We start from the raw sequence: 26,693 nt of genomic DNA on the forward strand, positions 1-26,693 counted from the left end.
CGGCTGGTTGCTCAACCGTTGCCGCTCAGCATAGTGCAGCTGCACTATGCTGAGCCATCCGCTGTGCCTGCAGCGGGACAACCGGAGAAACGGGTGGCGGATGAGCGGGGCAATGGTCGAAGGGACGCGCCCGGGTGCGGGGGCGGACGCTTCGGGCGTGGGCGAAGCCGGCGAGCAGGAGCTTCGCCGGCTGCTGGCCGGCCTGACCGCCGTCCGCGACGGCGACTTCGGCATCCGGCTGCCCGGCGGGGCCGACGGCCTGCTCGGCGAGATCGCCACGGTGTTCAACGGCATGGCCGACCAGCTCTCGCTGTTCACCTCCGAGGTCACCCGCGTGGCCCGCGAGGTCGGCAGCGAGGGGCAGCTCGGGGGGCAGGCGAAGGTCCCCGGCGTCTCCGGCACGTGGAAGGACCTCACCGATTCGGTGAACGCCATGGCCGGCAACCTCACCACCCAGGTCCGCGACATCGCGCAGGTCGCCACCGCGGTGGCGAAGGGCGACCTGTCGCAGAAGATCGACGTCGACGCCCGCGGCGAGATCCTGGAGCTGAAGGACACCGTCAACACGATGGTGGACCAGCTGTCGTCCTTCGCCGACGAAGTCACCCGCGTCGCCCGCGAGGTCGGCAGCGAAGGCCGCCTCGGCGGGCAGGCCCAGGTGCCCGGCGTCGGCGGCGTGTGGCGCGACCTCACCGATTCGGTGAACTTCATGGCGGGCAACCTGACCGACCAGGTCCGCAACATCGCCCAGGTGACGACGGCGGTCGCGAAGGGCGACCTGTCCCAGAAGATCACCGTCGACGCCCGCGGCGAAATCCTCGAACTCAAGAACACCATCAACACGATGGTGGACCAGCTGTCCTCGTTCGCGGACGAAGTCACCCGCGTCGCGCGAGAAGTCGGCACCGAGGGCCGGCTGGGCGGCCAGGCCGACGTCAAGGGCGTCTCGGGCACCTGGCGCGACCTCACCGACTCGGTGAACTTCATGGCCGGCAACCTGACCGACCAGGTCCGCAACATCGCCCAGGTCGCCACCGCGGTCGCGAGCGGCGACCTGTCGCAGAAGATCAACGTCACCGCCCGCGGCGAGGTCCTCGAGCTCAAGGACACGCTGAACACGATGGTGGATCAGCTGTCCGCGTTCGCCGACGAGGTCACCCGGGTGGCGCGCGAGGTCGGCACCGAAGGGCGCCTCGGCGGCCAGGCGGACGTCAAGGGCGTCTCCGGCACCTGGAAGGACCTCACCGAGTCGGTCAACGTCATGGCCGACAACCTCACCGCGCAGGTCCGGTCGATCGCGCAGGTCACCACCGCGGTCGCCCGCGGCGACCTGTCCCAGAAGATCCGCGTGGACGCCCGCGGCGAGATCCTCGAGCTCAAGGACACCATCAACACGATGGTGGATCAGCTGTCCGCGTTCGCCGACGAAGTCACCCGCGTGGCCCGCGAAGTCGGCACCGAGGGCAACCTCGGCGGCCAGGCCACCGTCCGCGGCGTGTCCGGGACGTGGAAGAACCTCACCGACAACGTCAACGTCATGGCGTCGAACTTGACCGGCCAGGTGCGTTCGATCGCGCAGGTCGCCACCGCGGTCGCGCGCGGTGACCTGTCGGGCAAGATCACCGTCGAGGCCAAGGGCGAGGTCGCGGCCCTCGCCGACGTCATCAACACGATGGTCGACACGCTGTCCGCGTTCGCGGACGAAGTCACCCGCGTGGCCCGCGAGGTCGGCACCGAAGGCATGCTCGGCGGCCAGGCCCGGGTGCCGAACGTCGCCGGCACCTGGAAGGACCTCACCGACAACGTCAACTCGATGGCGAACAACCTCACCGGGCAGGTCCGCAACATCGCCCAGGTGACCACCGCCGTCGCCCAGGGCGACCTGACCCGCAAGATCGACGTCGACGCCCGCGGCGAGATCCTCGAGCTCAAGACCACGATCAACACGATGGTCGACCAGCTTTCCGCGTTCGCGGCGGAAGTCACGCGCGTGGCGCGGGAGGTCGGCAGCGAAGGCCGCCTCGGCGGCCAGGCCGAGGTCGAAGGCGTCTCGGGCACCTGGAAGCGGCTGACCGAGAACGTCAACGAGCTGGCCGGAAACCTCACCCGGCAGGTCCGCGCGATCGCCGAGGTCACCAGCGCGGTCGCCGAGGGCGACCTGACCCGTTCGATCACCGTCGACGCCTCCGGCGAGGTCGCCGAGCTGAAGGACAACATCAACTCGATGGTGGAGTCCCTGCGCGAGACCACGCGGGCGAACCAGGAGCAAGACTGGCTGAAGTCCAACCTGGCCACCATCACCGGGCTGATGCAGGGCCGCCGCGACCTCGCCGTCGTCGCGGCCGCGGTGATGGACGAGCTCGTCCCGCTGGTCAACGCCCAGTACGGCGCGTTCTACCTGGCCGACGACACCGCCGAAGTCCCCGAGCTGCGGCTGGTCGGCGCGTACGGCCACCCGGACGACGGAGACGGCCCCGCGGTCCGGTTCCGCGTGGGCCAGTCGCTGGTCGGGCAGGCCGCCCGCAGCCGCAAGGCGATCGCGGTCGACGACGTCCCGCCCGGCTACGCCACCATCTCCTCCGGCCTCGGCAGCACCACGCCGGCCAGCCTGATCGTGCTGCCGATCGTGGTGGAGGACCAGGTGCTCGGCGTCATCGAGCTGGCGTCGGTGCACGGCTTCACCATGGTGCACCGGGCGTTCCTCGAGCTGCTGATGGAACAGATCGGCGTCAACGTCAACAGCATCGTCGCCAACGCCCGCACCGACGAGCTGCTCGGCGAGTCGCAGCGGCTGACCGCGGAACTGCAGGCCCGCTCGGAGGAGCTGCAGGCCCGGCAGGAGGAACTCCAGTCCTCCAACGCCGAACTGGAGGAGAAAGCGGCGCTGCTGGTCACGCAGAACCGCGACATCGAAACGAAGAACCTGGAGATCGAGCAGGCCCGCCAGGAGCTGGAGGCCCGCGCCCAGCAGCTGACGCTGGCGTCGAAGTACAAGTCGGAGTTCCTGGCCAACATGAGCCACGAGCTGCGCACCCCGCTCAACAGCCTGCTGATCCTCGCCCAGCTGCTCGCGCAGAACCCCACCCGCAACCTCACCGCCAAGCAGGTCGAGTACGCGGGCATCATCCACTCCGCGGGCTCGGACCTGCTGCAGCTGATCAACGACATCCTCGACCTGTCGAAGGTCGAGGCCGGGAAGATGGACGTCACCCCCGAGCAGGTGTCGCTGCGCCAGCTCATCGACTACGTCGAGGCGACGTTCCGGCCGATGACCTCCCAGCGCAACCTGGACTTCCGGATCACCGTCGCCCCCGGCTCGCCCGTCGAACTGCTCACCGACGACTCGCGGCTGCGGCAGGTGCTGCGCAACCTGCTGTCCAACGCGGTCAAGTTCACCGAGGTCGGCGGGATCGAGCTGCACATCGAGGCGGTCGACCCGGACACCCTGCCGCGGCCGCTGCGGGTGCACGGGCCCGCGGTCGCCTTCCGCGTCACCGACACCGGCATCGGGATCGCCGAGCACCAGCTGGAATCGATCTTCGGCGCGTTCCAGCAGGCCGACGGCACGACCAGCCGCAAGTACGGCGGCACCGGCCTCGGCCTGTCGATCAGCCGCGAAATCGCGCAGCTGCTCGGCGGCGTGATCACCGCCGACAGCACGCTCGGCGAGGGCAGCACGTTCACCTTCACGCTGCCGGTCGCGCGCCCGGACTTCGCGCCGCTGCCCGCCGGTGAGCACCCCGGCACCGCCGTCGTGACCACCGAGCCCGGTGCCGTCCTCGCCGTGTCGGGGCCGCGGGCGCACCGGCGGCTGCTGGTCGTCGAGGAACGCCAGCACGGGCTGCTGACCCTCGTCGCCGAGAGCGCGGCGGCGGACCTGGCCGACAGCCGGGACATCGGCCTCTCGCCCGCCGACGTCGAGGTCGTCACCGCCGTCGGCACCCAGGAGGCGGCCGCGGCACTGGCCACCGACGCCTACCACTGCGTGGTCCTCGACCTGGACCTGCCGGACCGGACCGCGTTCACCTTCCTCGACGCGATGCAGGGCGACAGCGCGCTGCGGCTGGTCCCGGTGCTCGCGCACAACAGCCGCCGGCTCGACGGCGAACTCGAGCAGCTCGTGCAGTCCCGCGCCGACGTGCAGTCCCTCGAGGTGCTGTCCGGGCTCGACGAGCTGCGCGAACGGATCGCGCTGCACCTGTCAGCGGAGGAACCCGGCGCGGTGCTGCCGCTGGTCCGCCCGGACGAGCCGGCGGCGCCGGTGCGGGCGGCCGACGTCGACACGACCCTGGCCGGGCGGACGGTGCTGATCGTCGACGACGACCCGCGCAACGTCTACGCGCTGACCGGGATCCTGGAGCTGCACGGGATGCACGTGCTGCACGCCGAGGACGGCCGCAAGGGCGTCGAGACGGTCGCGTCGCACCCGGGCATCGACCTGATCCTGATGGACGTGATGATGCCGGAGATGGACGGCTACACCGCGACCGCCAAGATCCGCGCGATGCCCGAGCACGCCGGGATCCCGATCGTCGCGGTGACGGCCAAGGCGATGCCCGGCGACCGGGAGAAGAGCCTGGCCTCGGGCGCGACCGACTACGTGACGAAACCGGTGGACGCCGACGACCTCATCACCCGCATCAAGCGGCACGTGACCGCGTGATCGACGACGACCGGTTGCCCACCGAAGAGCTGGCCCTGCCCGTCCTGCTCTCACCGGCGGAGGTGTCGGCCAACCTCGCCCGGCTCGCCGACACCGTCGCGCGCCTGCGCGGCGAGGTCGAGCACGCCCACGCCGTCGCCGACGGCCGCGGCTTGATCGAGCTGGCCAAGGGCGTGCTGATGGAACGCCTGCAGTGCACGCCGCCGGACGCGGCGAAGCAGCTGGAGAGCCTCGCCGAGCGCTCGGGGATGACACCGCTGGAGTTCGCCGCGGAAGTCGTCGGCGAGGCGGCCGAGGACCGCATCAGCGAAGTGACGCAGGAGTTCCTGGCCCGTGCCGAAGGCGAAGAGTCCGTCGCGGTGCGGCTGCGCACGGCCGAGAGCGGCGTGCTCGCGGCCGGGGACACCCAGCGCGTCGCGGAGTCCATTCTGGAGCACGCGCTGCGGCCGCTCGGCGCCACCGCCGTCGCGGTGTGGCTGGCCGGCCCGGACGGGTCGCTGACGCTGGCCGGCTCGGCCGGGTTCTCCGCCGAGGAGGCGGCCCGCTGGTGCTACGTCCCGCCCGGCGTGGCGACCCCGGCGCGCAGCGCGCTGCTCGAGCGCGACACCGTCTGGCTGCCCACGCTCGCCGGCGCCGGGCTGCCGTCGATCGGGCAGCACACGCTGTCGGCCGGCGGCCGGGTGACGGTGCCCACCGGCACCGGCGGCCGGATCATCGGCGTCGTCGAGATGTGCTGGCCGGAGCCGCTGCCCGCGGAACCGGGCCGGCAGCGCCGTCAGCTGGAGGCATTGGCCGAGCTGTGCGCGCACACCCTCGACACGTGGGACGGCGTCGTCCCGCCGGTCGCCGCCGACGGTTCCGGTGACTTCCTCGGCGAGCTGGTCGACTTCATCGACGGCCTGCACGACCCGGCCGTGCTGCTCTCGCCGTGCGTCGACGGCGGCGGCCGGCTCAGCGACTTCCGCATCCACCACGCCAACGTCCGGTTCACCGACCCCGGCGGGCGGCCGCGCAGCCGGATCGTCGGCACCCGGCTGCTGGAGTCGTACCCGCTCGCGGCCGAGGAGAGCGGGCTGCTGGACAAGATCCAGCGCGTCTACGCGACCGGCGAGCCGTTCCGGGCCGAAAGCATGGCGGTCACCACGCTGGTCGACCAGGTGCCGCTGACCGTGCTGACCGACGTCAGCGTGACCCGGTTCGCCGGGAACGTGCTGCTGATCCTGCGCATCCAGGACGACGCGGCCAAGCTCGCCGTGCTGCTGCAGCACGCCCAGCGGCTCGGGCGGATCGGCGGCTTCGAAGAGAACGTCGTCACCGGGGCGATCACCTGGAACACCGAGCTGTTCTCGTTGTACGGCCTGCCGCCGACGGCCGCGCCGCTGTCGCTGAACGAACTGGCCACGCACGCCCACCCCGACGACGCCCCGGCGATCGGCCGGTTCCTGCGGGCCGTGCTGCACCACAAGCGCCCGTCGTCGACGGCGTTCCGGCTGCAGCGCTCCGACGGCGTCGCCCGGCACATCCGGGTGGTCGCCGAACCGGTCGTCGACGCCCGCGGCGATCTGGTCGCGGTCCGCGGCGCCTACCAGGACGTTTCCTCGCAGCACTGGACCGAGGTGGCGCTGGCCGCGACGCGGGACAGGCTGGCCGAGTCCGAACAGCAGGCGATCGAGCGCAACCGGCTCGCGCTGCAGCTGCAGCACGCCATCATGCCGCCGGCCAAGGGCCCGATCGACATGCCGGGCCTGCGCGCGGCGGTCCGCTACCGGCCGGCGGAGAAGGAACACCTGGTCGGCGGCGACTGGTACGACGCGGTCGCGTTGCCGACCGGCGAAGTCCTGCTCTGCGTCGGCGACGTCGCCGGCCACGGCATCGACGCGGCGACGGGCATGGTGAGCCTCCGCAACGCCCTGCGCGGCCTCGCGGCGACCGGAGCCGGGCCCGCGCAGCTGCTCACGTGGCTCAACCTGGTGGCCTACCACCTGACCGACCACGTCACGGCGACGGCGGTGGCGGCGGTGTACGACCCGGCGCACCGGAAGCTGCGCTGGGCCCGGGCGGGCCACCTGCCCCCGATCGTCCGCCACGGCGACGGAACGGCGACGACGCTGCCCCTGATCCGCGGCTCCCTGCTCGGCGCGGTCCGCGACGTCACCTACGAGGAGGACGAGCTCCAGCTGGCTGAGGGCGACATCCTGCTGATCTACACCGACGGCCTGATCGAGCGCCGCGACCGCCCGGTCCAGGATTCGGTGTCCCGCCTGGTCACCCTGGTCCACGGCCACGACGGCGGCCTGGAGCACCAGCTGGACACCCTCCTGACCTACAGCACCGCCGACACCGACGACGACACCTGCGTAGTCGGCATCGAAGTCACCACCGCCTGACCCGTGATGCCCCTCCAATCACACGTGATGCCCCGCTGATCACCCGTGATGCCTCTCCAGTCACGGCTGATGCCTCTCCAATCACGGGCCCGGGCTTGGCCCGAGCCCAGCGGTGGGCCGAAACGGGCATCACACGTGACCCGCGGGGCTTCATGCGTGCTTGGGAGGGCATCACGCGTGATGGAAAGGGCATCACGGGTTGATCGCCAGGACCAGGAACCCCGCCAGCAGGACCAGGTGGACGCCGCCCTGCAGGCGGGTCGCGCGGCCTGGGACGACCGTCAGGACGCTCACCACCACCGTCAGGGCCAGCAGGACGATCTGGGTGGGACCCAGGCCGAGCAGGAGCTGGGTCGGCAGCCACACCGACGCCAGCGCGATCGCCGGGATCGTCAGGCCGATGCTCGCGATCGCCGAGCCGTAGGCGAGGTTGAGGCTGATCTGCATCCGGTCGCGCTGGGCCGCGCGGACCGCCGCCAGCGTCTCCGGCAGCAGCACCAGCAGCGCGATCACCACACCGACGAACGACTGCGGGAACCCGGCGGCCCGCACGCCCGCCTCGATCGCCGGTGACTCCACCTTCGCCAGCCCCACCACCGCGATCAGCGCCACCAGCAGCAGCGCCAGGCTGCCCAGCGCCGCGCGGGTGGACGGCGGCTCGGCGTGCTCGTCCTCCTTGACCGCGCCGTCGGCCGCCACCGGGAGGAAGAAGTCGCGGTGGCGGACCGTCTGCGTCAGCACGAACGTGCCGTACAGCACCAGCGACGCCAGCGCCGCGAACGTCAGCTGCGTGGTCGAGAACACCGGTCCGGGCGTGCTGGAGGTGAACGCCGGCAGCACCAGGCTCAGCGTGGCCAGCGTCGCGACCGTCGCCAGCGCCGCCCCGCTGCCTTCGGAGTTGAACAACGTCGAACCGTAGCGGCGGGCGCCGACGAGCAGCGAGATCCCGACGATGCCGTTGGTCGTGATCATGACGGCGGCGAACACCGTGTCCCGCGCCAGCGAGCCCGCCTCCGGGCCGCCGGACACCATCATCGTGACGATCAGCGCGACCTCGATGACGGTGACCGCCACCGCCAGCACCAGCGAGCCGAACGGTTCACCCACCCGGTGGGCGACGACCTCGGCGTGGTGCACCGCCGCCAGCACGGTCGCCCCCAGCGCGACGGCCACGACCGCCACGAAGACCGGGCCGAGGTCGCGGCCCCAGGCCAGCGCGAGCACGAGCACGCCGAGCACCGGGGTGACGGAGGTCCAGGACAGCAGGAAGGATCTCAGCGCGGCGACCATACCCCCAGCGTCGCACACCACCGGTCACGGTGCGTGCCGGTACAAGAATTCTCACATTTCCGACATCGTCCGATGTGGACGGTCGAATTCGGCGGGCACGGTGGCGAGGACGTGCCGCCGGAAGGTTTCGCTGGGCGGCGGGAGGTTCCGCCCGGCCGCCCACGCGAGCCCGATGTCACGCGCAGCGTCCACATCGGTCAGACGCAGGTGCGGCGCCGGGAACGCCGCCGTGTGCGGCAGCGGCAGCACGGACACGCCGAGCCCCGCGGTGACGAGCCCGCGCAGCGTCTCGACTTCGTCGCCCTCGAACCCGATGCGCGGGGTGAACCCGGCCTCGCCGCACAGCCGCTCGGTCGTCTCGCGCAGGGCGTAGCCGGGCCGCAGCAGGATGAACGTCTCGTCCGCGAGGTCGGCGAGGCGCACCCGCCGCCGGCCGGCGAGCCGGTGCTGCGGCGGCACGGCCAGCCGCAGCGGCTCGACGAGCAGCCGGGACCAGTGCAGCTGCGGGTGCCCGGGGTCGCCGCTGGTGATGACCAGGTCCGCGGTGCCCGCCAGCAGCTCCGCCTCGAGCCCGGCCTCGCCGTGCTGCCGCAGCTCGAACCGGGTGCCGGGGTGCTCGCGCAGGAAACCGCGCAGCACGGCGGGTACGAGCCAGGTCCCGAACGTGTGCAGGAACGCCAGCGGCACGACACCGGTGCCCGGCGCGACGATCTCGCCGACCTCGCGCAGGCCCTGGTCGAGCTGGTCGAGCGCGAGGTCGACGTGCCGCTTGAAGGCGTGCCCGGCCGGGGTCAGCCGCAGCACCCGCCCGGACCGGCGGAACAGCTCGGCGCCGGCGTCGTGCTCCAGCCGCCGCAGCGCTCGCGACAGCGCGGGTTGGGTGAGGTGCCCGCGCGCGGCGGTCTCGGTAACCGTCGCGCCGGCGGCGACTTCGCGGAACAGCCGCAACGTCTGCACGTCCATGCCACCAGTGTATGGAATTTCGCCCGATCAGGCATTGGACGCATCGATCATTCCGGGCCACGCTGGAGGCATGGCTACCGTGGCAGAACAACTGGTCAGGACCCTGCGCGACGCGGGCGTCGAGCGCATCTACGGCATCGTCGGCGACAGCCTCAACCCCATCGTCGACGCCGTGCGCCGCACCGACGGCATCGACTGGGTGCACGTCCGCCACGAAGAGACCGCCGCCTTCGCCGCCGCGGCCGAAGCACAGGTCACCGGCAAGCTCGCCGTCTGCGCGGGCAGCTGCGGGCCCGGCAACCTGCACCTCATCAACGGCCTGTTCGACGCCCACCGCTCCGGCGCGCCGGTGCTGGCCATCGCCTCGCACATCCCGTCGAACCAGATCGGCACCGGCTTCTTCCAGGAAACCCACCCGGACCGGCTCTTCACCGAATGCAGCCACTTCAGCGAGGTCGTCGCCGACCCCGCCCAGCTGCCGCGCCTGCTGCGGATCGCCACCCAGGCCGCCGTCGGCAAGGGCGGCGTCGCCGTGCTGACCATCCCCGGCGACCTCGCCGACCGCAAGGCCACCGGCCCGCTCACCGAACGCCTCCCGCTGGTGGCACCCTCGCCCGCCGTGCCGGCTCCCGAGACCGTCCAGGAGCTCGCCGACCTGCTGAACTCCGGCGAGAAGGTCATGCTCTTCGCCGGCGCGGGCGTCCGCGGCGCACACGACGAAGTCATGGCGCTGGCCGAGAAGCTCGCCGCGCCGGTCGGGCACTCGCTCGGCGGCAAGGAGTGGATCCAGTACGACAACCCGTTCGACGTCGGCATGAGCGGCCTGCTCGGCTACGGCGCCTGCTACGACGCGATGCACGAAGCCGACCGGATCGTGCTGCTCGGCACGGACTTCCCGTACGACAACTTCCTCCCGCAGGCCCGCACGATCCAGCTCGACCACGACGCCTCCCGCCTCGGCCGGCGCACCCCGCTGGACCTGGCCGTGCACGGCGACGTCAAGGAGACCCTGCAGGCGCTGCTCCCGCTGCTGCGGCCCCGCACCGACCGCGCGTTCCTCGACCGGATGCTGCGCGAGCACGTGCGGAAGCTGGAAAAGGTCGTCGGCGCCTACACGACGAAGATCGAGCACCGCCGCCCGGTCCACCCGGAGTACGTCGCCTCGGTGCTCGACGACGTCGCCGCCGACGACGCCGTGTTCACCGTCGACACCGGCATGGGCAACGTCTGGGCCGCGCGCTACCTGACGCCGAACGGCCGCCGCCGCGTCCTCGGCTCGTTCCGGCACGGCAGCATGGCGAACGCGCTCCCGCACGCGATCGGCGCGCAGCTGTCCCAGCCGGGCCGCCAGGTCGTGTCGCTGTCGGGCGACGGCGGGCTCGCGATGCTGATGGGCGACCTGCTGACGCTGCCCGCCTACGACGTGCCGGTGAAGGTCGTGGTGTTCAACAACGCCACGCTGGGCATGGTGAAGCTGGAGATGCTCGTCGACGGCCTCCCGGACTTCGGCACCGACCACGCCCCGGTGAACTTCGCGGCGATCGCGGCCGCCTGCGGCGTGTTCTCCGTGCGGGTCGAGGACCCGGCCGACGTGCGCGGCGCGCTGGAGAAGGCGTTCGCCCACCCCGGCCCGGCCGTCGTCGAGGTGGTGACCGACCCGAACGCGCTGTCGATCCCGCCGCGCATCACCGGCGAGATGGTCCGCGGGTTCGCACTGGGCGCGACGAAGACGGTGCTCAACGGCGGTGTCGGCAAGATGGTCGACCTGGCCCGCACCAACCTCCGCAACACCCCGCGACCGTAGGGAAAAGCGGGCCGCAGTCCACAGTGGACCGCGACCCGTCGCCGTCAAGACGCGGTTTCACCGTTGCGGTCCGGCAGCCGGATGCCGTGCAGGCCGCGGTAGGCCGCGCGCTCCGGCGGCCGCCAGTCCGCGAGCAGCTCCGGCCGCGGCCGGAAGACCTCCACGCCGATCGGGTGGCACGTGCCGATCGGGTCGCGGGCGTCCGGTCCCCACAGCGGCACCGACAGGTCGCCGCCCGGGCAGGTGGACAGCGCGCAGAGCAGGTCCACCTCGGCGAAGAATTCGAAGTGGTCGCCCGGCCGGGCGGGGCTGGCCTTCATGAAGTAGCGGTCTTCGTCGTTGAGGCCGGTGCACTGGAAGACGTTCAGCACGTCGTGCACGTCGAACTCGGTGAGCCCGAAGGGCGCGACCGCGCGGACCAGGTTCGAGTGGCAGTGGAAGTCGAAGTCCTCACCGGTCAGCATCCGGTTCACGTACGGGTCGCACCGGGTGCCGAGCAGGTCGTGGACGCGGCCGCCGTCGCCGTCCTCGCCGTGGCCGGCGAGTGTGTCGGCGGTGATCGTGGCCAGCGGGCGCAGGAACGGCAGCGTCGACCACAGCCGGTCGAAGGTGCTGACGTGGGCGCGCTGCAGCTGGCGGGTGCGCGCGGCCCAGAACCGCTCGCGCGGGTCGGCGGCGTGCCACAGGTTGAGGTCGCCGACCTGGGGGCCCTCGACGGTCCGCAGGCGGCACAGGTGCCCGCGCGGCACTCGCCACGCGCGTCCCGAGCGGATCGGGACCTCGAACGCCTCGACGAGCTCCCGGCCCGCTTCGCCGGCGAGCCGCCGGTAGAAGGGCCGGTCGACGTCGAGGGCGGGTCCCTGGTACGCGGCTGGGGGTGAAGCCATCGGCGGTCTCCCTGGTCGGTGGGCGGGTGCCGCTCCAGGATGCCCCGGCTACCCACCGTGGTGATCGACCACTCGTTCGGCTGCTGGGGTAGCGGCGGGGTTGCCTCCTACCGTCGAGGGGGTGCTCGCGGTTGGCGTCGTGGGAGGGGGTGACCGGCGTGCTCGTGACCCTCCAGCGCACCGGCGAAGACCGGCCGCTCCCCGCGGCAGCCGAGCATCTGGTGGCGTTGCTGCGTTCGTGGGGCCCCGGTCCGGACCACCTGACGGGCCTGGCACTGGCCGGCATCACCCTCCCGACCCGCCTGGGCCCGAGATCGGTGGACGCACTGGTGTTCACCCGCTGCGGAGTGGTGGTGATCGCGGCACACGAACCCGGCCCGGCCCAGTGGCCGGGCCCGGGCGACCGCACGGGAGCCGCGGTGGCGGCGGCGAAGGGGGCATTGGCCGGGCACGAGGGCGGCAGGCACGTGACGGGCCTGGTCGCGGTGGTCCCCCCGGCGGCGGCTGCGCCCGGAACGGTGCGGGGCGCGCAGGATCCGGCTCGGCCGGGTGGGGCGGAAGACTCGGCTGGGCAAGTTCGTGAGCCCGAAATGGTCCTGCACGCGCCCGGCCTGCACGCGTCCGGCTTGCGGGCGCAGGCGCCGGAGCCGGCTCGCCCGGGCGGCCCGCAAGCCCCGGCTGCGCCAACCGGCGGGCCCGGTGTGGCGCCGGATGGGCCGCGGCACGAGTCGAGGGTCGCTCCGCCACGCGGCCCGCAAGCCCTGGCCGCGCCGACCGGCGGGCCGGAGATGGTGCCGGACGGGTGGCCGTACGAGCCGGAGTTGGCTCGGCCGGACCGAATCGAAGGCTGGGCCGCGCGAGCCAGCGAGCCCGGTATGGCGCCGGATGGGCCGCCGCAAGAGTCGAGGATGGCTCAGCCACGCGGCCCGCAAGCCCCGGCCGCGCCAACCAGCGAGCCCTCAACACCCGCGCGCGGGGGAGAAGGCGGTGGAAGCCCGCAAAAGCCGGAGCACGACCAAATACCAGCCGCCCGCGGAATCACCCCGCCGGCAGCCCAGGCAGCCCAGGCACCCCAGGCATTCCCGGCGCCCCCACCCCGCCTCGACCCACCGGCCCTCCACTGGCCCGATCCGCACCCCGTGCCCGGCGTCGCGGTCGTCCTCGCCGATCCGCGTGGCCTGCGGCGGATCATCGCCCAGCACAACCGCTGGCGCACCGTCTGGTCGGCCGACGACGTCCTCGACGCCTGCTACGCCCTCTCCCTGGCCCACCTCGCCCCGCCCCGCTCCGCACTGATCGCCGACGGGTTCCCCGCACGGCTGCCCGTCCTCTCCCGGCTGCCGGAACTGCCCGCCGTCATCCCCGTGGACCTGCCACCGTCACCGCCACCGCCACCGGTCCCGGACGACGACCCGTGGATCCCGCCCGCGCGCGGGTCCGCCTCGGCCGTCTTCCCGCGGCCGCGGCCGATCCGGCAAATCCCATGGGGTCTGCTGTTCGTCCTCACCGTGCTCGTCACCGTGGGAATCGTGGCCGCCGTGTTCGTCGGGCAGGTCTTCCACGGCTCCTGACCTGCAACGATCTTTTCGCGTCAAGTCCGCCCGTTGCACCGTTTCTCCGGCGCGCCCGCTGGGCACCTCCCGGTAGACGTGAAAGGGGTTCACGATGCCGCGCACCCGAGCGCTTGTCCTTCTCGCCGTCCTCGCGGGTTCCGCCCTCACCAGCTGCAAGGTCCCCGACGGCCTCGCCTCCGGCGGGTCCCTCACCCAGGCGCCCGCGACCACCGCCGCCCCGCCGGTTTCGCCCGCCGAAGCGAAGACCGAGCTGGCCGCGCTGAAGATCGCCGTGCGCGGCACCATGGACGGCTACAGCCGGGACGAGTTCCCGCACTGGGACAAGGTCGACGCCAACTGCGACGTCCGCGAGCAGGTGCTCAAGCGCGACGGCAAGGACGTCAAGACCGACGCGCAGTGCGCCCCGAAGTCCGGCACCTGGGTCAGCCCCTACGACGGGCAGACCTGGCACAAGGCGTCCGATGTGGACATCGACCACGTGGTACCGCTCGGGCAGGCCTGGATCAGCGGCGCCAAGTCGTGGACGCGCGAACGGCGTGAACAGTTCGCCAACGACCTCGTCCGCCCGCAGCTCAAGGCGGTCACCGACAACCTCAACGTGCAGAAGAGCGACAAGGCACCGGACGCCTGGAAGCCGCCGCTGGTCTCCTACTGGTGCACCTACGCCACCGACTGGATCGTCGTCAAGCGCAACTACGGCCTGACGATCACCGTCCCCGAGAAGACCGCGCTGGAGACCATGCTCGGCCACTGCTAGAACGAGCGCGCCGCCACCAGCGCCCGCGCGGCGTAGGACCGTCCGAACAGGACGGTGTGCACCAGCAGCGGGAACAGCTGGTGCAGCCCGATCCGGTCGCGCCGGCCGTCCGCCAGTGGGGTCGCCTCGTCGTAGGCGGCCAGGACGCGGTCGAGGTGCGGGCAGCCGAACAGGTGCAGCATCGCCAAGTCCGTCTCGCGGTGGCCACCGTGCGCGGCCGGGTCGATCAGCCAGACGTCGTGGCCGTCCCACAGGACGTTGCCGTTCCACAGGTCGCCGTGCAGCCGCGCCGGCGGCTCGGCCGAGGGCGGGATCCGGGCGCACGCCCGCTCGAACACCGCCGCTTCGGCCGGGCTGAACGTCCCCGCGTCCACCGCCGTCCGGACGTAGGGCAGCACGCGGTCGGCCGCGTACCAGGACGCCCAGTCCGCCGCCGGCACGTTGGCCATCGGCGCCCGGCCGATCCACGCCTGCGCCGGTCCGTCCGGTGGTGGCGCGCCGAACGCCGGTGCGCCCGCGCTGTGCAGGCCGGCGAGCCCGCGGCCGAAGCGTTCCGCCGCCGCGGCCGTCGGACGCCCGGCCGGGACGCGGTCGATGACCAGCCGGTCCCCGTCGTGGCTGTGCACCGCGGGCACCGGCACCGTGCCCGCCGCGGCCAGCCAGCGCAGGCCCGCCGCCTCGGCCGCCGTCGCGCCGGGCGCGTGACCCCGCTTGACCACCACCTCGCGGCCGTCGTCGAGAACGGCTTCGCGGACGTCGCTCATGTCCCGCACGGTACCGGCGCGCTACGGTGGTCGCCGGAGACAGGGGGAACACGGTGACGGTGCAGGTCCGGGAACTCGAACGGCTGCTCGGGACGCTGGCGGAGGTCCAGCGCTCGGAGGCGCGCGACTACTCGTCGTTCAGCGTGCGCGGCAAGCGGTTCGGCTACTTCTGGCCGCGGACCCGGACCGTCGGCCTCAAGCAGACCGTGTCCGAGCAGCTGGCGCTGGTTTCCGAACGGCCGGACGTGTTCGAGGTCCAGTTCACCGCCGGCGGCTTCGGCTGGGTGGTCGTGTACCTCGACGGCGTCGACGCCGACGAGCTCGCCGAGCTCCTCTACGAGGCTTGGCGGCTCTCGGCCCCGGAGGAACTCGTCGCCGAGGTGCCCTTCACCAGGATCGCCCGCGCGTAGAGCAGGTCGAACCCCTGCCGCTGCACGTTCTGCTGCGACTTCGACCCCGGCTGGGTCGTGACGACGGCGATGTCGCACCCGGCTGCGGCGGCCGCGGCGAGCCGGGCCCGCAGCAACGCCGTCTGGACGCCGCGGCGCCGGTGCGCGGGCACAGTCGCCGCGCCGGTGAACTGCGCGATCCCGCCGGTGACGCGGAAGCTCGCGCCGCCGGCGAACTCGCCGTCGCGTTCGGCGAGGTACCGCCGGACGCCGTCCATGTCCCGCAGGGCGTTCACGAGCAGCTCGCGGGGGAAGTGTTCGGTCGAGGGCAGGCCTTGCCCGTCGGCCACGAGAGACGCTCCGGCCACGACGGACAGCCAGGTCTCCAGCTCGTCCTCGCGGCAAGCACGGACGTCGCCGGGAACCGAGCCGCCCGCGACCCGCCGCCCCAGCACGTTCTCGTAGGACTCCAGCCGGTAGCCGCGCGCGGTCAGGAACGCGCCGACCGACGGGTCGGCGAGCTGGGAAAGCTCGACCTGCACCGGCGCCTCCAGCTCGGCGAACGCCGCTTCCACTTCGCCGAGCTGCGCGGGGTCCGGCAAGCCGGCGAAACCGAGGCCCGCGACCTTGTTGAACGGCGAGCCCGCCTCGGCGAAGGTCGCGACACCCCCGGCGAGCGGGCGGGTGAAGCCGCGACCATCGCCGAGCCGCAGCCGGGCCGCGTCGCTGCAGGCCGCGACGAACCGCGCCTCCGCCCGTTCGATGCGCTCGGCCAGAGCGGTGCCGCAAAAGAGCCGTTCCCCGTCCACGTCCCCACAGTGGCGGACGCGGACGGGGAACTCCAACCGGTTTTTCAGCCCTCCACGCGGTGCGAAGCCCAGAACGACGTCAGGTCGGTCGAGCCGGCCGCCGCCTGCGCCGCGGCCTTGAACTCCGCCGTGGTCGACACGCCGTACCAGTGCGACTGGGCGTAGGACTTCAGCAGGTTCGCCATCGCCGTGGTGCCGATCAGCCGCCGCAGGTCGTGCAGCGTGCACTTGCCGTAGTTGTAGACCACTGTGGAGTACCGGGACGAGTGGGCATCCCAGTAGGCCATCGAGTTGGTCAGCTTCTCCGCGCTCGACTGCCACGTGATGCCGCAGCCGCTGCCGTCGATGCCGCGGTAGAGGTCGGTGGCGTAGTCGGTGAAGCTTTCGTCCAGCCACGGCGAGTTGTACTCGTCGTCACCGACGATCCCGTACCACCACTGGTGCGCCAGCTCGTGGGGCAGCGCCGTGGTCGAGACGAGGTCCATCACGAAGCCCGGGTACTCCATGCCGCCGAACCAGAAGTTGTTGTCCAGCACCACGTCCACCTCGCCGTACGGGTAGTCGCCGAAGCGGCCCGAGTGGACGTCGATGGCGTCGGCGGCCAGCGTCAGCATCTGGTTGGCGCTGCTGGTGGAGATCCCGCTGACCGAATAGACGTTGACCCGCACGCCCTTGCCCGAAGTCGTGCTGATCTTCGCGAACGGCCCGGCGCCCCACGCGAAGTCGCGGACCTTCGGCGCCACCGCGTGCGTGGTGGTCGTGCTGCCGCTGGTCGTCTCGGTCGAGGTGCCGGTGGCCGGGGTCAGCAGCGACGTCGGGTGCACGAGCGTGACGTCGAAGTCGCTGATCACCGTGTAGAACGCCTCGCCGTTGTTCGTGTACGGGTCCAGGTGCCAGCCCGCACCGTCGCGGACGGCGAGCACCGGCAGGGCGTTGCCGATCATGTTGAACGCGCCGTCGTGACCGAACCGGTCGGCGCCGCTGGGCACGACGATGCTCAGGTCGAACCCGATGGTCGCCGACTGGCCCTGGGCCAGCGGCGCGGGCAGGGTGATCTTCAGCGCCGTGCAGTTCACGCTCAGCGCGGACGGCGTGCCGCCGGTGACGTTCGTGACGGTGATCGGCGTGCTCGGGCAGCTGCCGTGGTAGTTGTCCCAGAGCCGCAGGTACACCTCGGGCAGCGCGGTCGCCGAACCGTTGGTGAAGCTGACGCTCTGGTGCCCGGTCCAGGTGTCGCCCGCGGTGTTCGACGTCAGGTTCACCGTGTAGGCCGGGTTGATCGGCGTGCGCGTCGAGTCGGCGGGCGCCGCGGTGATCGTCCACGTGAAGGTGGCACTGCCGCTGTTGCCGGCCGGGTCCTTCGCCGTCACGGTCACCGAGGAGGTGCCTGCGGTCGTCGGCGTGCCGGTGATCTTGCCGGTGCCCGAGCCGATCGACAGGCCCGCGGGCAGGCCGGTGGCGCTGTAGGTGAGCGTGTCGCCCTGCGGGTCGCTCGCCTGGATCTGCAGCGACGCGGCCTGTCCGACGACGCCGGTCTGCGCGCCCGGCGAGGTGACGACCGGGGACTGCGGGTTGCTCGTCCCGGTCGTGGACAGCGAGAAGTCGTCGAGGACGAAGTTGGTGGCCAGGCTCGAATCCTCGGTGCCGGTGAGCTTCAGCGTCACCGTCTGGCCGAGGTAGCGGGAGACGTCCACGCTCCGCTGGACGTAGCCGGTGTTCTTGTCCAGGTTGGAATAGCCGGCCAGGGTGTCCGAACCCGCCTGCACCACCAGCTTGTCGTAGGCGGTGGTGGTCGATGTCTCCTTGGTGTCGATGTGCGTCCACCACGAGAGCGTCGCCGACGCGCAGCCCGCGGGGAGGGTCAGCGACTGCGACAGGGTGTCGGTGTGCGTGCTGCCGTAGCCGTCCAGCCAGGCGACCATCGTCCCGCCGTGCGCGGGTTCCGCGGTGGTGGCGGCGGAGATGACCCCGCTGGTCTGGGTCCACGGCGCAGTGCCGCTTTCGAACCCGCCGTTGCCGATGAGCTGGTCGCCGCACACCGCGGCGGCCTCGGCCGGTGCGGCGACGGCGACTGTGCCCAGCAGGCCGGTGGCCACGGCGAGCGCAGCAGAAAGCACCCTCGATCTCATGGAGGTCGTCCTTTCCCGGCTCCGCCCCTGGGAGCCACGCAAAGCGTCCTCTGCGTCCCAGACGGGCGGAACCCGCCATGAGTCGGGTTCCATCGGCCGGTACGGGACGCGGGTGACCCTTTCGTCGGTTATGCCGCCTTGCGAAGTTGCCTGCGCAGCAGGAGAAGGACGACTGCTACTCCGCCGCGGGCCCGCCGCCGGCCGAGGCGGCCAAGGTCCGTGCCGCCCGGGTCTCCAGTGGCCGGTAGCCCGCTTGGGCGGCGAGCTTGGCCGCGGCTTCGCCGTGGGTGCGTGCGGAATCCGGGTCACCCGAGGCGAGAGCGGCTTCGGCGAGTCCGGTCAGCGCCGCGGCCTCACACCACGTGAAGCTGGTTTCGCGGGCGATGTCCAGTGCTGCGGCCAAGTGCTCGACCGCCTCCGCCGGGCGGCCCAAGCGGAGGCAGACTTCGCCGAGCGCGGCCAGCGCCGACGCTTCCGTGCCGCGGTCGCCGATGCGGCGGGTGAGCGCCACCCCTTCGGCCGCGTCGGTGAGCGCGCGGGTGCCGTCGCCCGCCCGGGCCTCCAGGACCGCCCGGCCCGACAGGGCCGCCGCTTCGCCGTACTGGTAACCGAGTTCCCGGTTGGCGGTCAGCGCCCGTTCGTAGAACTCGGCCGCGACCGCGTTCCCGAGGTCGCGGTGGACGTGCCCGAGATCGACCAGCAGCACCGCCACGCCGAACCGCGCGCCATCGCGTTCGGCGATCTCCAGCGCGCGGCCGAAATGGCCGAGCGCGGCGTCGAAGTCGCCGACCTGGCCGCAGGCGAACCCGAGGTTGGCCAGCGCCATCGTGATGCCCGGCAGCGCCGATTCTTCGCACAGCCGCAAGGCTTCCAGGCCGCACGCGATCGCCTCGTGCGCGTCGCCGAGGCGCTGGTGCACGGCGCTGAGGTTGTTGAGCGCCGCGGCGCGCCCGGCCGGCCACGCCGCCGCCAGCCCGTCGGCCAGGACCGTCGTCAGGTGGGCGCGGGCTTCGGTGTAGCGGCCGCTGTTGACCCCGGCGAGCGCGATGGACAGCCGCATCGCCGCCTGCGCCCGGTGGTCACCGGCGGCCCGGGCGGCCGCCAGCGCCGTGGTGGCCGTGTCGATCCACTCCGTGTGGTGGCCGCGGTGGTGGAAGAACGCCCGCAGCGCGTCGGCGAGGTGCCACGCGTGCTCGCGCGGGCCGTGCGCCGCCGCGTGTTCGACGGCGGCGGCGAGGTTCGGCCATTCGGTGTCCAGCCAGGCCAGTGCGTCCTCGGTGCCGTCGAACGGCTGCTCCGGTTCGGGCCGCGGCAGCCGGAGGAAGTGCGGGATCAGCAGCCGCCCCGCCGCGTCGGCCAGTGCGAGGTAGTGGTCGAACAGCCGGCGCCGGACCGCGTCCCGTTCGGCGGCGGGGTCGTCGGCGGTGGCGCGCCCGCCGGCGTAGCTGCGCAGCAGGTCGTGGAAGCGGTAGCGACCGGGCAGGTGCCGCTCGACGAGGTTGGCCGCGGCGAGGGCCTTGAGCTGCCGGCCCGCCCGCCCTTCGGGGACCGCGGCGAGCTGCGCGGCCACCGGCGCGGTGAACGTCTGTCCGGGCACGAGCGCCAGCCGCCGGAACAGCAGGCGGTGCTCGGCGGGCAGCGCCCGGTAGGACACCGAGAACGCCGTCGTGACGGCGCTTTCCTCGGCGCCGTCCACGCTCAGCCCGGCGAGGGGATCGCCGTCGGCGAGTTCGCGGGCCAGCTCGGCGATCCCGGACGCTTCGCCGGCGCCGAGGTTCGCCGCGGCCAGCCGCAGGGCCAGCGGGAGGTGCCCGCACAGCCGCGCCAGCTCCGCCGCGGCCGCGGGTTCGGCGGCGACCGCCGGCGGGCCGAGCACGGTTTCCAGCAGCTGCCGGGAATCCTCGGCCGGCAGCACCGGCAGCGGTACCGCCCGCGCGCCGGTGCGGGCGATGAGGTCACCGAGCCGCTGGCGGCTGGTCACCAGCACCGTGCCCGACGGCGGCAGCAACGGCGTCACCTGGGCGCTGTCACGGGCGTTGTCGAGCACCACCAGCACCTGCCGGTCGGCCAGCAGCGAGCGCCAGAGCGCCGTGCGACCGTCCGGGTCCGGCGGGATCGCCCGCGGGTCGGTGCCCAGCGCGCGCAGCAGCTGCCCGGCCGCGCCGGCCGGGGTGAGCGGCTCGTGGTCGGGATCGAACCCGCGCAGGTCGAGGTAGAGCTGGCCGTCGGGGAACCGGTCGCGGACGCGGTGCGCCCAGCGGACGGCGAGCGCGGTCTTGCCGACGCCCGCGGTGCCGGTGACCACGCGGATGTCCGCCCCGGGACCGGGATCCGCCGGGGTGTCGAGCCGGGCCAGCTCCGCGGCGCGGCCGGTGAAGCCGCGGACGTCGTGGGGCAGCTGGGCCGGGCGCACCGGCTCGGGCGCCCGTTCCGGCGCGGGCTCCAGCGCCGGGTCGGCGGCGAGGATCGCGGACTCGAGACGGGTCAGCTCGGGCGCCGGGTCGAGCCCCAGTTCGGTGACGAGCCGGGCGCGCAGGCCGCGGAAGGCGGCCAGGGCGGCGTCGGTGCGGCCTTCGCGGTGCAGGGCGAGCATCAGCTGGCCGACGAACCGCTGCCGCAGCGGGTGCGCCGCGACCAGCGTCGTCAGCTCGGCGAGCACCTCCCGGCCCCGGCCGAGCCGCAGCTGCGCGTCGATGCGGTCTTCCAGCGCGCTCCAGCGGGCCTCGTTCAGCCCGGCCAGCAGCAGTCCGGCGACGTCGGCGGACGCGGCCCCGGCGAGCGCGTCGCCCCGCCACAGCGCGAGGGCCTCGTCGAACAGCTCGACGGCGGTCTCGTCGCTCGCGGCGCGGGCGCGGTGGGTCAGGGCGGTGAAGCGGTGGGCGTCGATCGTGTCCGGGTCGGCGCGCAGGACGTACCCGTGCCCTTCGGTGACGAGCTCGGGTCCGCCCGCGGCGCGGAACACCGCGCGCAGCCGCGAAACCAGCGCCTGGACGGTGTTGCGCGCGCTGGCCGGGGGATCGTCGGGCCAGAGCAGGTCGACGAGGTGGTCCAGGGTGACCGGGCGGGGCGTCTCCAGCAGCAGGACGGCGAGGACCAGGCGCTGCTTGCGGGAGCCGAGGTCGACCGGGGCACCGTCCGCGGCCGCCTCGACGGCGCCGAGGACGCGGAACTCCACCCGGTCACCTCCGTTCCCCCGATCGGGTGTGCAAGCGTACTGCAAGTGTGGGGCGGCCCCGGTCCGCCATCCTGACGGAGCCGCGGGGCACGTTTCCCGGCGATGTCCGCGGCCGGCTCGGCCGCCGGGTGGTACCGGCGGATTCGGCTGCCGCTCCACGGGCGGCACGAGCTGGGGGTAGGACCACCACGGCGGCCCCTCCACGGTCGCCGTGGTGGCCCTTGTGCCGGGTCGCTGCCCGGTGCAGCTGCTGCCGCCCGCGGTAGCCCCGCGCGGTCCTTCCTCCCGCGCGGGGACCTGCTCGGCACCGGCGTTCCGCGGCTGGCTCCCCGGCCTGCAGCGCTCGCACCACGTCCCGCTGCTCGGGCCGTCTTCGGCCTCGGCTGGACGCCGGGCACCGGGCCGACGCTGTCCGCTGTCACCATGCTGGCCGGCGCCACCGGCGGGCTGCCCTTCCTGCTCATCGCGCTCGCCGCCCGCCGCGCGGGGAGCACGGCCGGTGACGGTTCCGGTGGCGGCTCGTCCCCGCTCGACGCAGAATGCGCGCATGCAGCCGACGGTCGTCCGGGTGGCGCGCCTGGCCGACCCGGCCGGGCCCGCCGACGGCGTCCGCGTGCTCGTCGAACGGCTGTGGCCACGCGGCACGGCCCGCACCGCGGTCGTGCTCGACGGCTGGTACCGCGGCCTGGCCCCGTCGGACGAGCTGCGCACCTGGTACGGCCACGACCCGGAGCGGTTCGCGGAGTTCGCCGAGCGCTACCGGGCGGAGCTGCGCGAGCCCGACCGGCTGGCGGCCTTGCAGCGCCTGCGCGAACTGGCCGGCACCGGCCCGGTGACGTTGCTGACGGCGAGCGGATCCCCGGCGATCAGCCAGGCGGCGGTGCTCGCGGCGGTGCTGACGGGGGAGTGAGCCGGGTGGGGCCACCCGGCCACGGCCCGCCTCAGCCCCAGGTGAGCTCGCCCTTGGCCACCTTCGTGCCGAGCGACGCCGCGATCTGCAGCCCGGCGTCGGGGTAGGCGGCCAGCAGCCGCTCCTCGGCCGCCGCGGCGTCGGCGCTCTCGGCGAGCGTCTTCTCGAAGGAGCGCAGGTACTCGGCGGTGTGCCGGATGGCTGTCAGGTCGGTCGGTGCGCCGGCGGTCCGGTGGCCGGCGATGACGAGCGCCGGTTCGAGGGCTTCGAGGTCGTCGAGGACGCGGAGCCATTCGGTGCGCTGGTCGGGGCCCGCGGTGTCGGCGGTCCAGACGTGCAGGCCTTCGAAGAGCAGGACTCCGCCGAGCAGGGCGCGGGCGGCGGGTTCGAAGACGTACCAGGAGCGGTCGCCGAGTGCCGTGCTGCCACGACGGACGTCGAGCGTGACGCCGTCGACGGTGATCGACGGCGTGGTCAGCGGCTCGATCGTGACGAGCCGGGTGGGCAGGTTGGCGCCGAGGTGGGCCCAGGCGGCGAGCTTGTCCTCGTAGGAGTCGCGGATGTGCGCGATGACGTCGGCCGGGGCGAGGAACACGGCTTCGGGGAAGGCGTCGGCGATGACTTCGGCGCCGAAGTGGAAGTCCGGGTCGCCGGCGGTGATCAGCACGGTCGTGAGGCGCTTGCCGGAGTCGAGGACGGCGGCGACGATCCGGTGGCCGTCGGCGCGGGTGAACGCGGCGTCGACGACGGCGGCTTCGGTCTCGCCGCTGACCAGCACGCTGGTCTTGTTGAGCGAGGTGTCGGCGGCGTCGAGGACGTGGTAGTCGAGGCGGTTCGTGGTCGATTTCGCGGTCATGACCACAGCGTAGGAAGCTGACCGGCGCGTTTCACGGTCGTGACGGGACCTATCATGGTGAAAATGGGACAACCGATCCGGCCCGTCCGGTACGAGCCACCGCCGGGGGTGACCGGCGAGGTCGAGCTCACGTCGCTGGCGCGGATGCGGGCCCGCGGAGGCCCGCGCGAGTTCGACGCCCCGCAGCGCCTGGGTTTCGACCTGCTGGTCGCGGTCGAGACCGGCCGGGCGGTGCACACCGTCGACTTCACCGGCCATCCGCTGGCGCCGGGTGACGTCCTGTGGGTGCGGGCCGGGCAGGTCCAGCAGTGGGGCGCCGTCGCCGACATCGAGGGACCGGCGTTCCTGTTCACGCCGTCGGCGATCGACCCGGGCACGTGGGAGCTGATCCGGGCCGCCGGCGTGGCGACCCCCAACCACTGGGCGGCGGCCACGGTCGCGGGCACACCCGCGGCGGCCGCGCTCCCGGCGGCGCTGGCCACGGCTTCGGCCCCGGTCACGGGCCTGCGGGACGCCGCGCTGGCCCGCGCGCTGGCGGCGACGTTGTTGCTGCTGGTGCTGGCGGTTCCGGAGGGCCCCGGCCGCCGCGCGCCGACGCACCCGGCGTTCGTGTGGTTCCGCGACGAGCTGGAGAAGGAGTTCCGCACCCGGCACCAGGTCGCGGCCTACGCGGCCAGACTGGGCTACTCGACCCGCACGCTCAACCGCCTCGCCCGGGACAACACCGGGTTGAGCGCGAAGCAGCTCATCGACGAGCGGATCGTGCTCGAGGCCAAGCGCCTGCTCGCCCACGGGCCGGACCCGGTGGCCCGGATCGCCGCGGAGCTGGGGTTCGAGGACGCGTCGAACTTCTCGAAGTACTTCCACCACCGCACCGGGACGACACCGGCGGCGTTCCGCGACCACGTGCGGGCGGCCGCGGGCGGACGGTTCCCCGGAGTGTCCGCTGTGGACGAAAGTGGCGGTCAGGCGGCGGTCTTCCGGGCCACGCCGCCGTAGAGCTGGGTGTTGGCGCGGGGGTCGTCGGAGATGTCGCCGGGACCGCCAGGGCGCCACAGCGCGCAGCCGACCAGTCCCGGTTCGATCAGCTCGAAGTCCCCGAACATCGTCGCCACTTCGCCGTAGGTGCGCGTGGTCGCCTGGTCGTGGCCCCTGGCGCGGTTGAACGTGCCGACCGCGCTGTTGATCCGGTCGCTGTCCCGGTCGCTGACCAGGTGCGAGATCGCCAGGTAACTGCCCGTCGGTACGCGGTCGCGGTACTGGGCGAGGAGTCCGTGCGGGTCGCTCTCCGGCGGGATCCAGTGCAGCATGGCCACCATCAGCAGGCCGATCGGTTCGCCGGAGTCCAGCAGCCCGCGTACCTGCGGGTCGCCGGTGATCGCGTCGGGGTCCGCGAAGTCCGCGTGCACGATCGTGGCGTGCTCGCTCGCGCCCAGCAGCATCCTGCTGTGCGCGACGGCGATCGGGTCGCGGTCGACGTAGACCACCCGGCACCGCGGGTCGATCTCCTCGGCGACCTGGTGCACGTTGCCGACGGTGGGGATGCCCGAGCCGATGTCGAGGAACTGCCGGACGCCCGAACCCATCAGCGTCCGCACGACCCGGCCGAGGAACGCGCGGTTGAGCCGGGCGACGTCGCGGATACCGGGCATGATCTTTTCCGCTTGTTCCGCGGCGTCGCGGTCGGCCTGGAAATTGTGCGCCCCGCCCAGCAGGTAGTCGTAGGTCCGGGAACTGCTCGGTTTCGTCGTGTCGATCCCGGGCGGCACCCATTCCTGTTCCCGGTGTCGTGTCACGGCGCGCTCCTCGCTGCTTCGGCACGGTGAATGTACTCACCCGCGCGGCGCGTTGATTGGCCCATCGGTGTGACACCGCTTCAGCCGATGGGGTGCTGTCGGCTGCCGCCGGATGGGCCTAAGGTGGCAGTCCTCTTCCGCGCAGCCAAGGAGAGGGCATGAACGTCCCGGTCGCGCCCGGCCGTCGGATCCTGCTGGGACACACCCCGTCGCTGTTGCGGCAGCGGGTGGCGTTCACGTCTTCCCTGCGGGCGCACGGCGATGTCGTGCGGCTGTTCCTCGGTCCGCTGGAGACGTATTTCCTGACGAGTCCCGAGCTGGTCGAAGAAGTCCTCGTCGGCGCCGGGAACAGCTTCTCGAAAGGGATCATCTTCGATCGTTTCCGGCCGTTCATGGGAAACGGGCTCGTCATGTCCGAAGGCGCGTTCCACCGGCGGCAGCGCCGGTTGGTGCAGCCGGCGTTCCACACCACCCGGCTCGCCGCCTACGCGGACACGATGGTGCGGGTCACCGGGGACCTGACCGGCACGTGGAGCGCGGGCGAGGTCCGCCGGCTGGACGTCGACCTGCAGCGGCTGGCCATCACCGTCGTCGGGGAGACGCTCTTCGCCACCGAACTGGGGCGCCGGGCCGTCGCCGAGGCGCGCCGGTCGATCCCGGTGGTCCTCAAGGCGGGGATGGTCCGGGCGCTCTCCCCCCGGTTCCTCGAGCACCTGCCGGTCGTGCCCGCCAACCGGCGGTTCGACCGGGCGGTCGACCGGCTCCGGCAGGTCGTGGGGGAGGTCGTCACCGGGTGGCGCGCCACCGGGGAGGACCACGGCGACCTGCTGTCCACGCTGCTGCTGGCCCGGGACCCGGACACCGGCGAGGGCATGACCGACAGCCAGGTCCACGACGAGGTGAGCACGCTGCTCACCGCGGGCAGCGAGACCAGCGCCGTCGCGCTGACCTGGCTCTTCCACGAACTGGCCCGCCACCCCGAGGTCGAACGGCGCGCGCGGGCGGAGGTGGACGAAGTGCTGGCCGGCCGCACAGCAAGCTTCCCGGACGTGGCCAAGCTGGGGTACCTGCAGCGGGTCGTCCGCGAGGTCCTGCGGATGTACCCGATCTGGCTCCTCATGCGCCGCGCCCTGCGGGACGTCGAACTCGGCGGGGTCCGGCTGCCCGCCGGCACGGAGGTCATGTTCAGCCCGTTCGCGCTGCACTTCGATCCGGGGTTCCACGAGGACCCGGCCCGGTTCGACCCCGATCGCTGGCTGCCCGACCGGGCGGCGCGCGTGCCGAGGGGCGCCTACATCCCGTTCGGCGCGGGCGGCCGGCAGTGCCTGGGGCAGGCCTTCGCGCAGCTGGAAATCACGCTCGTGGCGGCCACCGTGCTGGCCGGGTGGGAGCTGCTGCCGGTGCCGGGCGTGCCGGTGCGCGTGACGGTCACCTCGGCCGCCTACCCCGACCGGATGCCCATGACGGTCGTTCCCCGGCGGACCCGGTGACCGCCTGCCCAGCTCCTTCCTGATCGACGCTCTACCTCCCGGAGGTTGTT

18 protein-coding genes are annotated in these 26,693 nt (G+C 72.9%); 9 read left to right on the plus strand and 9 right to left on the minus strand.

What is annotated here, in order from left to right:
* The first annotated feature begins 112 nt into the window (after nt 1-112).
* Both ACLJPY_RS04035 and ACLJPY_RS04040 read left to right on the plus strand, forming a co-directional pair.
* A complete protein-coding gene (locus ACLJPY_RS04035; protein WP_410587002.1) occupies nt 113-4,663 on the plus strand; it encodes a HAMP domain-containing protein in 4,551 nt (1,516 codons plus the stop codon).
* Nucleotides 4,660-7,050: a SpoIIE family protein phosphatase gene (locus ACLJPY_RS04040; RefSeq protein WP_410586637.1), complete on the plus strand. Its 2,391-nt coding sequence runs from the start codon at nt 4,660-4,662 to the stop codon at nt 7,048-7,050. The genes ACLJPY_RS04035 and ACLJPY_RS04040 overlap by 4 nt, the downstream gene beginning before the upstream one ends.
* 192 nt (nt 7,051-7,242) lie before the next feature.
* Here ACLJPY_RS04040 and ACLJPY_RS04045 read toward each other — a convergent pair whose 3' ends face one another.
* Both ACLJPY_RS04045 and ACLJPY_RS04050 read right to left on the minus strand, forming a co-directional pair.
* Entirely contained in the window at nt 7,243-8,340 is a 1,098-nt protein-coding gene (locus tag ACLJPY_RS04045) for a calcium:proton antiporter (RefSeq protein WP_410586638.1), read from the minus strand.
* Nucleotides 8,341-8,391: 51 nt separating this feature from the next.
* Nucleotides 8,392-9,303, minus strand: a complete 912-nt coding sequence (locus tag ACLJPY_RS04050) for a LysR family transcriptional regulator (protein ID WP_410586639.1) — start codon at nt 9,301-9,303, stop codon at nt 8,392-8,394.
* Nucleotides 9,304-9,373: 70 nt separating this feature from the next.
* On the opposite strand from ACLJPY_RS04050, the gene ACLJPY_RS04055 reads away from it, so the two are divergent.
* The gene (locus ACLJPY_RS04055; protein WP_410586640.1) at nt 9,374-11,107 is read left to right on the plus strand and encodes a pyruvate dehydrogenase; all 1,734 of its coding nucleotides are present in this window, start codon (nt 9,374-9,376) and stop codon (nt 11,105-11,107) included.
* A 44-nt stretch (nt 11,108-11,151) separates the two neighbouring features.
* Here ACLJPY_RS04055 and ACLJPY_RS04060 read toward each other — a convergent pair whose 3' ends face one another.
* Nucleotides 11,152-11,994, minus strand: coding sequence for an urea carboxylase-associated family protein (locus tag ACLJPY_RS04060; protein WP_410586641.1), 843 nt, complete (start codon nt 11,992-11,994; stop codon nt 11,152-11,154).
* Between the two features lie 1,139 nt (nt 11,995-13,133).
* Between ACLJPY_RS04060 and ACLJPY_RS04065 the strand changes: the two genes are divergently transcribed.
* The gene (locus ACLJPY_RS04065; RefSeq protein ID WP_410586642.1) at nt 13,134-13,565 is read left to right on the plus strand and encodes a hypothetical protein; all 432 of its coding nucleotides are present in this window, start codon (nt 13,134-13,136) and stop codon (nt 13,563-13,565) included.
* A 94-nt stretch (nt 13,566-13,659) separates the two neighbouring features.
* Nucleotides 13,660-14,325 carry an HNH endonuclease family protein gene (locus tag ACLJPY_RS04070; protein ID WP_410586643.1) on the plus strand — a complete coding sequence of 222 codons (666 nt, stop codon included), beginning with the start codon at nt 13,660-13,662 and terminating at the stop codon, nt 14,323-14,325.
* Here the strand turns inward: ACLJPY_RS04070 and ACLJPY_RS04075 are convergent.
* Entirely contained in the window at nt 14,322-15,089 is a 768-nt protein-coding gene (locus ACLJPY_RS04075; protein ID WP_410586644.1) for a fructosamine kinase family protein, read from the minus strand. The two genes, ACLJPY_RS04070 and ACLJPY_RS04075, sit on opposite strands and share 4 nt — an antisense overlap.
* 53 nt (nt 15,090-15,142) lie before the next feature.
* On the opposite strand from ACLJPY_RS04075, the gene ACLJPY_RS04080 reads away from it, so the two are divergent.
* Nucleotides 15,143-15,499: an MmcQ/YjbR family DNA-binding protein gene (locus ACLJPY_RS04080; RefSeq protein ID WP_410586645.1), complete on the plus strand. Its 357-nt coding sequence runs from the start codon at nt 15,143-15,145 to the stop codon at nt 15,497-15,499.
* Here ACLJPY_RS04080 and ACLJPY_RS04085 read toward each other — a convergent pair.
* From ACLJPY_RS04085 to ACLJPY_RS04095, 3 genes are all read right to left on the minus strand, one after another.
* Complete coding sequence (locus ACLJPY_RS04085) at nt 15,424-16,287, minus strand: GNAT family N-acetyltransferase (protein WP_410586646.1); 864 nt, start codon at nt 16,285-16,287, stop codon at nt 15,424-15,426. The two genes, ACLJPY_RS04080 and ACLJPY_RS04085, sit on opposite strands and share 76 nt — an antisense overlap.
* Nucleotides 16,288-16,331: 44 nt before the next feature.
* Nucleotides 16,332-18,404 carry a putative Ig domain-containing protein gene (locus ACLJPY_RS04090; RefSeq protein ID WP_410587003.1) on the minus strand — a complete coding sequence of 691 codons (2,073 nt, stop codon included), beginning with the start codon at nt 18,402-18,404 and terminating at the stop codon, nt 16,332-16,334.
* A gap of 187 nt (nt 18,405-18,591) precedes the next feature.
* Nucleotides 18,592-21,591 carry a BTAD domain-containing putative transcriptional regulator gene (locus ACLJPY_RS04095; protein WP_410586647.1) on the minus strand — a complete coding sequence of 1,000 codons (3,000 nt, stop codon included), beginning with the start codon at nt 21,589-21,591 and terminating at the stop codon, nt 18,592-18,594.
* A 547-nt stretch (nt 21,592-22,138) separates the two neighbouring features.
* Between ACLJPY_RS04095 and ACLJPY_RS04100 the strand changes: the two genes are divergently transcribed.
* A complete protein-coding gene (locus ACLJPY_RS04100; RefSeq protein ID WP_410586648.1) occupies nt 22,139-22,501 on the plus strand; it encodes a DUF488 domain-containing protein in 363 nt (120 codons plus the stop codon).
* A gap of 31 nt (nt 22,502-22,532) precedes the next feature.
* On the opposite strand, the gene ACLJPY_RS04105 is transcribed toward ACLJPY_RS04100, so the two are convergent.
* Nucleotides 22,533-23,357 carry an MBL fold metallo-hydrolase gene (locus ACLJPY_RS04105; RefSeq protein ID WP_410586649.1) on the minus strand — a complete coding sequence of 275 codons (825 nt, stop codon included), beginning with the start codon at nt 23,355-23,357 and terminating at the stop codon, nt 22,533-22,535.
* A 63-nt stretch (nt 23,358-23,420) separates the two neighbouring features.
* On the opposite strand from ACLJPY_RS04105, the gene ACLJPY_RS04110 reads away from it, so the two are divergent.
* A complete protein-coding gene (locus ACLJPY_RS04110) occupies nt 23,421-24,356 on the plus strand; it encodes a helix-turn-helix domain-containing protein (protein WP_410586650.1) in 936 nt (311 codons plus the stop codon).
* On the opposite strand, the gene ACLJPY_RS04115 is transcribed toward ACLJPY_RS04110, so the two are convergent.
* Nucleotides 24,323-25,153 carry an SAM-dependent methyltransferase gene (locus tag ACLJPY_RS04115; protein WP_410586651.1) on the minus strand — a complete coding sequence of 277 codons (831 nt, stop codon included), beginning with the start codon at nt 25,151-25,153 and terminating at the stop codon, nt 24,323-24,325. The two genes, ACLJPY_RS04110 and ACLJPY_RS04115, sit on opposite strands and share 34 nt — an antisense overlap.
* A gap of 158 nt (nt 25,154-25,311) precedes the next feature.
* On the opposite strand from ACLJPY_RS04115, the gene ACLJPY_RS04120 reads away from it, so the two are divergent.
* The gene (locus ACLJPY_RS04120) at nt 25,312-26,643 is read left to right on the plus strand and encodes a cytochrome P450 (RefSeq protein ID WP_410586652.1); all 1,332 of its coding nucleotides are present in this window, start codon (nt 25,312-25,314) and stop codon (nt 26,641-26,643) included.
* Nucleotides 26,644-26,693 lie beyond the last annotated feature (50 nt).

This window comes from Amycolatopsis sp. lyj-23 (genome assembly GCF_046549135.1).
Classification (GTDB): domain Bacteria; phylum Actinomycetota; class Actinomycetes; order Mycobacteriales; family Pseudonocardiaceae; genus Amycolatopsis.

Excerpts from the sequence above, each read along its gene's own strand:
- ACLJPY_RS04055 (WP_410586640.1), top strand. The coding sequence starts at position 9,374 with ATGGCTACCGTGGCAGAACAACTGGTCAGGACCCTGCGCGACGCGGGC.
- ACLJPY_RS04100 (WP_410586648.1), top strand. The coding sequence starts at position 22,139 with ATGCAGCCGACGGTCGTCCGGGTGGCGCGCCTGGCCGACCCGGCCGGG.
- ACLJPY_RS04060 (WP_410586641.1), bottom strand. The coding sequence starts at position 11,994 with ATGGCTTCACCCCCAGCCGCGTACCAGGGACCCGCCCTCGACGTCGAC.
- ACLJPY_RS04070 (WP_410586643.1), top strand. The coding sequence starts at position 13,660 with ATGCCGCGCACCCGAGCGCTTGTCCTTCTCGCCGTCCTCGCGGGTTCC.
- ACLJPY_RS04075 (WP_410586644.1), bottom strand. The coding sequence starts at position 15,089 with ATGAGCGACGTCCGCGAAGCCGTTCTCGACGACGGCCGCGAGGTGGTG.
- ACLJPY_RS04050 (WP_410586639.1), bottom strand. The coding sequence starts at position 9,303 with ATGGACGTGCAGACGTTGCGGCTGTTCCGCGAAGTCGCCGCCGGCGCG.
- ACLJPY_RS04120 (WP_410586652.1), top strand. The coding sequence starts at position 25,312 with ATGAACGTCCCGGTCGCGCCCGGCCGTCGGATCCTGCTGGGACACACC.
- ACLJPY_RS04045 (WP_410586638.1), bottom strand. The coding sequence starts at position 8,340 with ATGGTCGCCGCGCTGAGATCCTTCCTGCTGTCCTGGACCTCCGTCACC.
- ACLJPY_RS04035 (WP_410587002.1), top strand. The coding sequence starts at position 113 with ATGGTCGAAGGGACGCGCCCGGGTGCGGGGGCGGACGCTTCGGGCGTG.
- ACLJPY_RS04105 (WP_410586649.1), bottom strand. The coding sequence starts at position 23,357 with ATGACCGCGAAATCGACCACGAACCGCCTCGACTACCACGTCCTCGAC.
- ACLJPY_RS04110 (WP_410586650.1), top strand. The coding sequence starts at position 23,421 with ATGGGACAACCGATCCGGCCCGTCCGGTACGAGCCACCGCCGGGGGTG.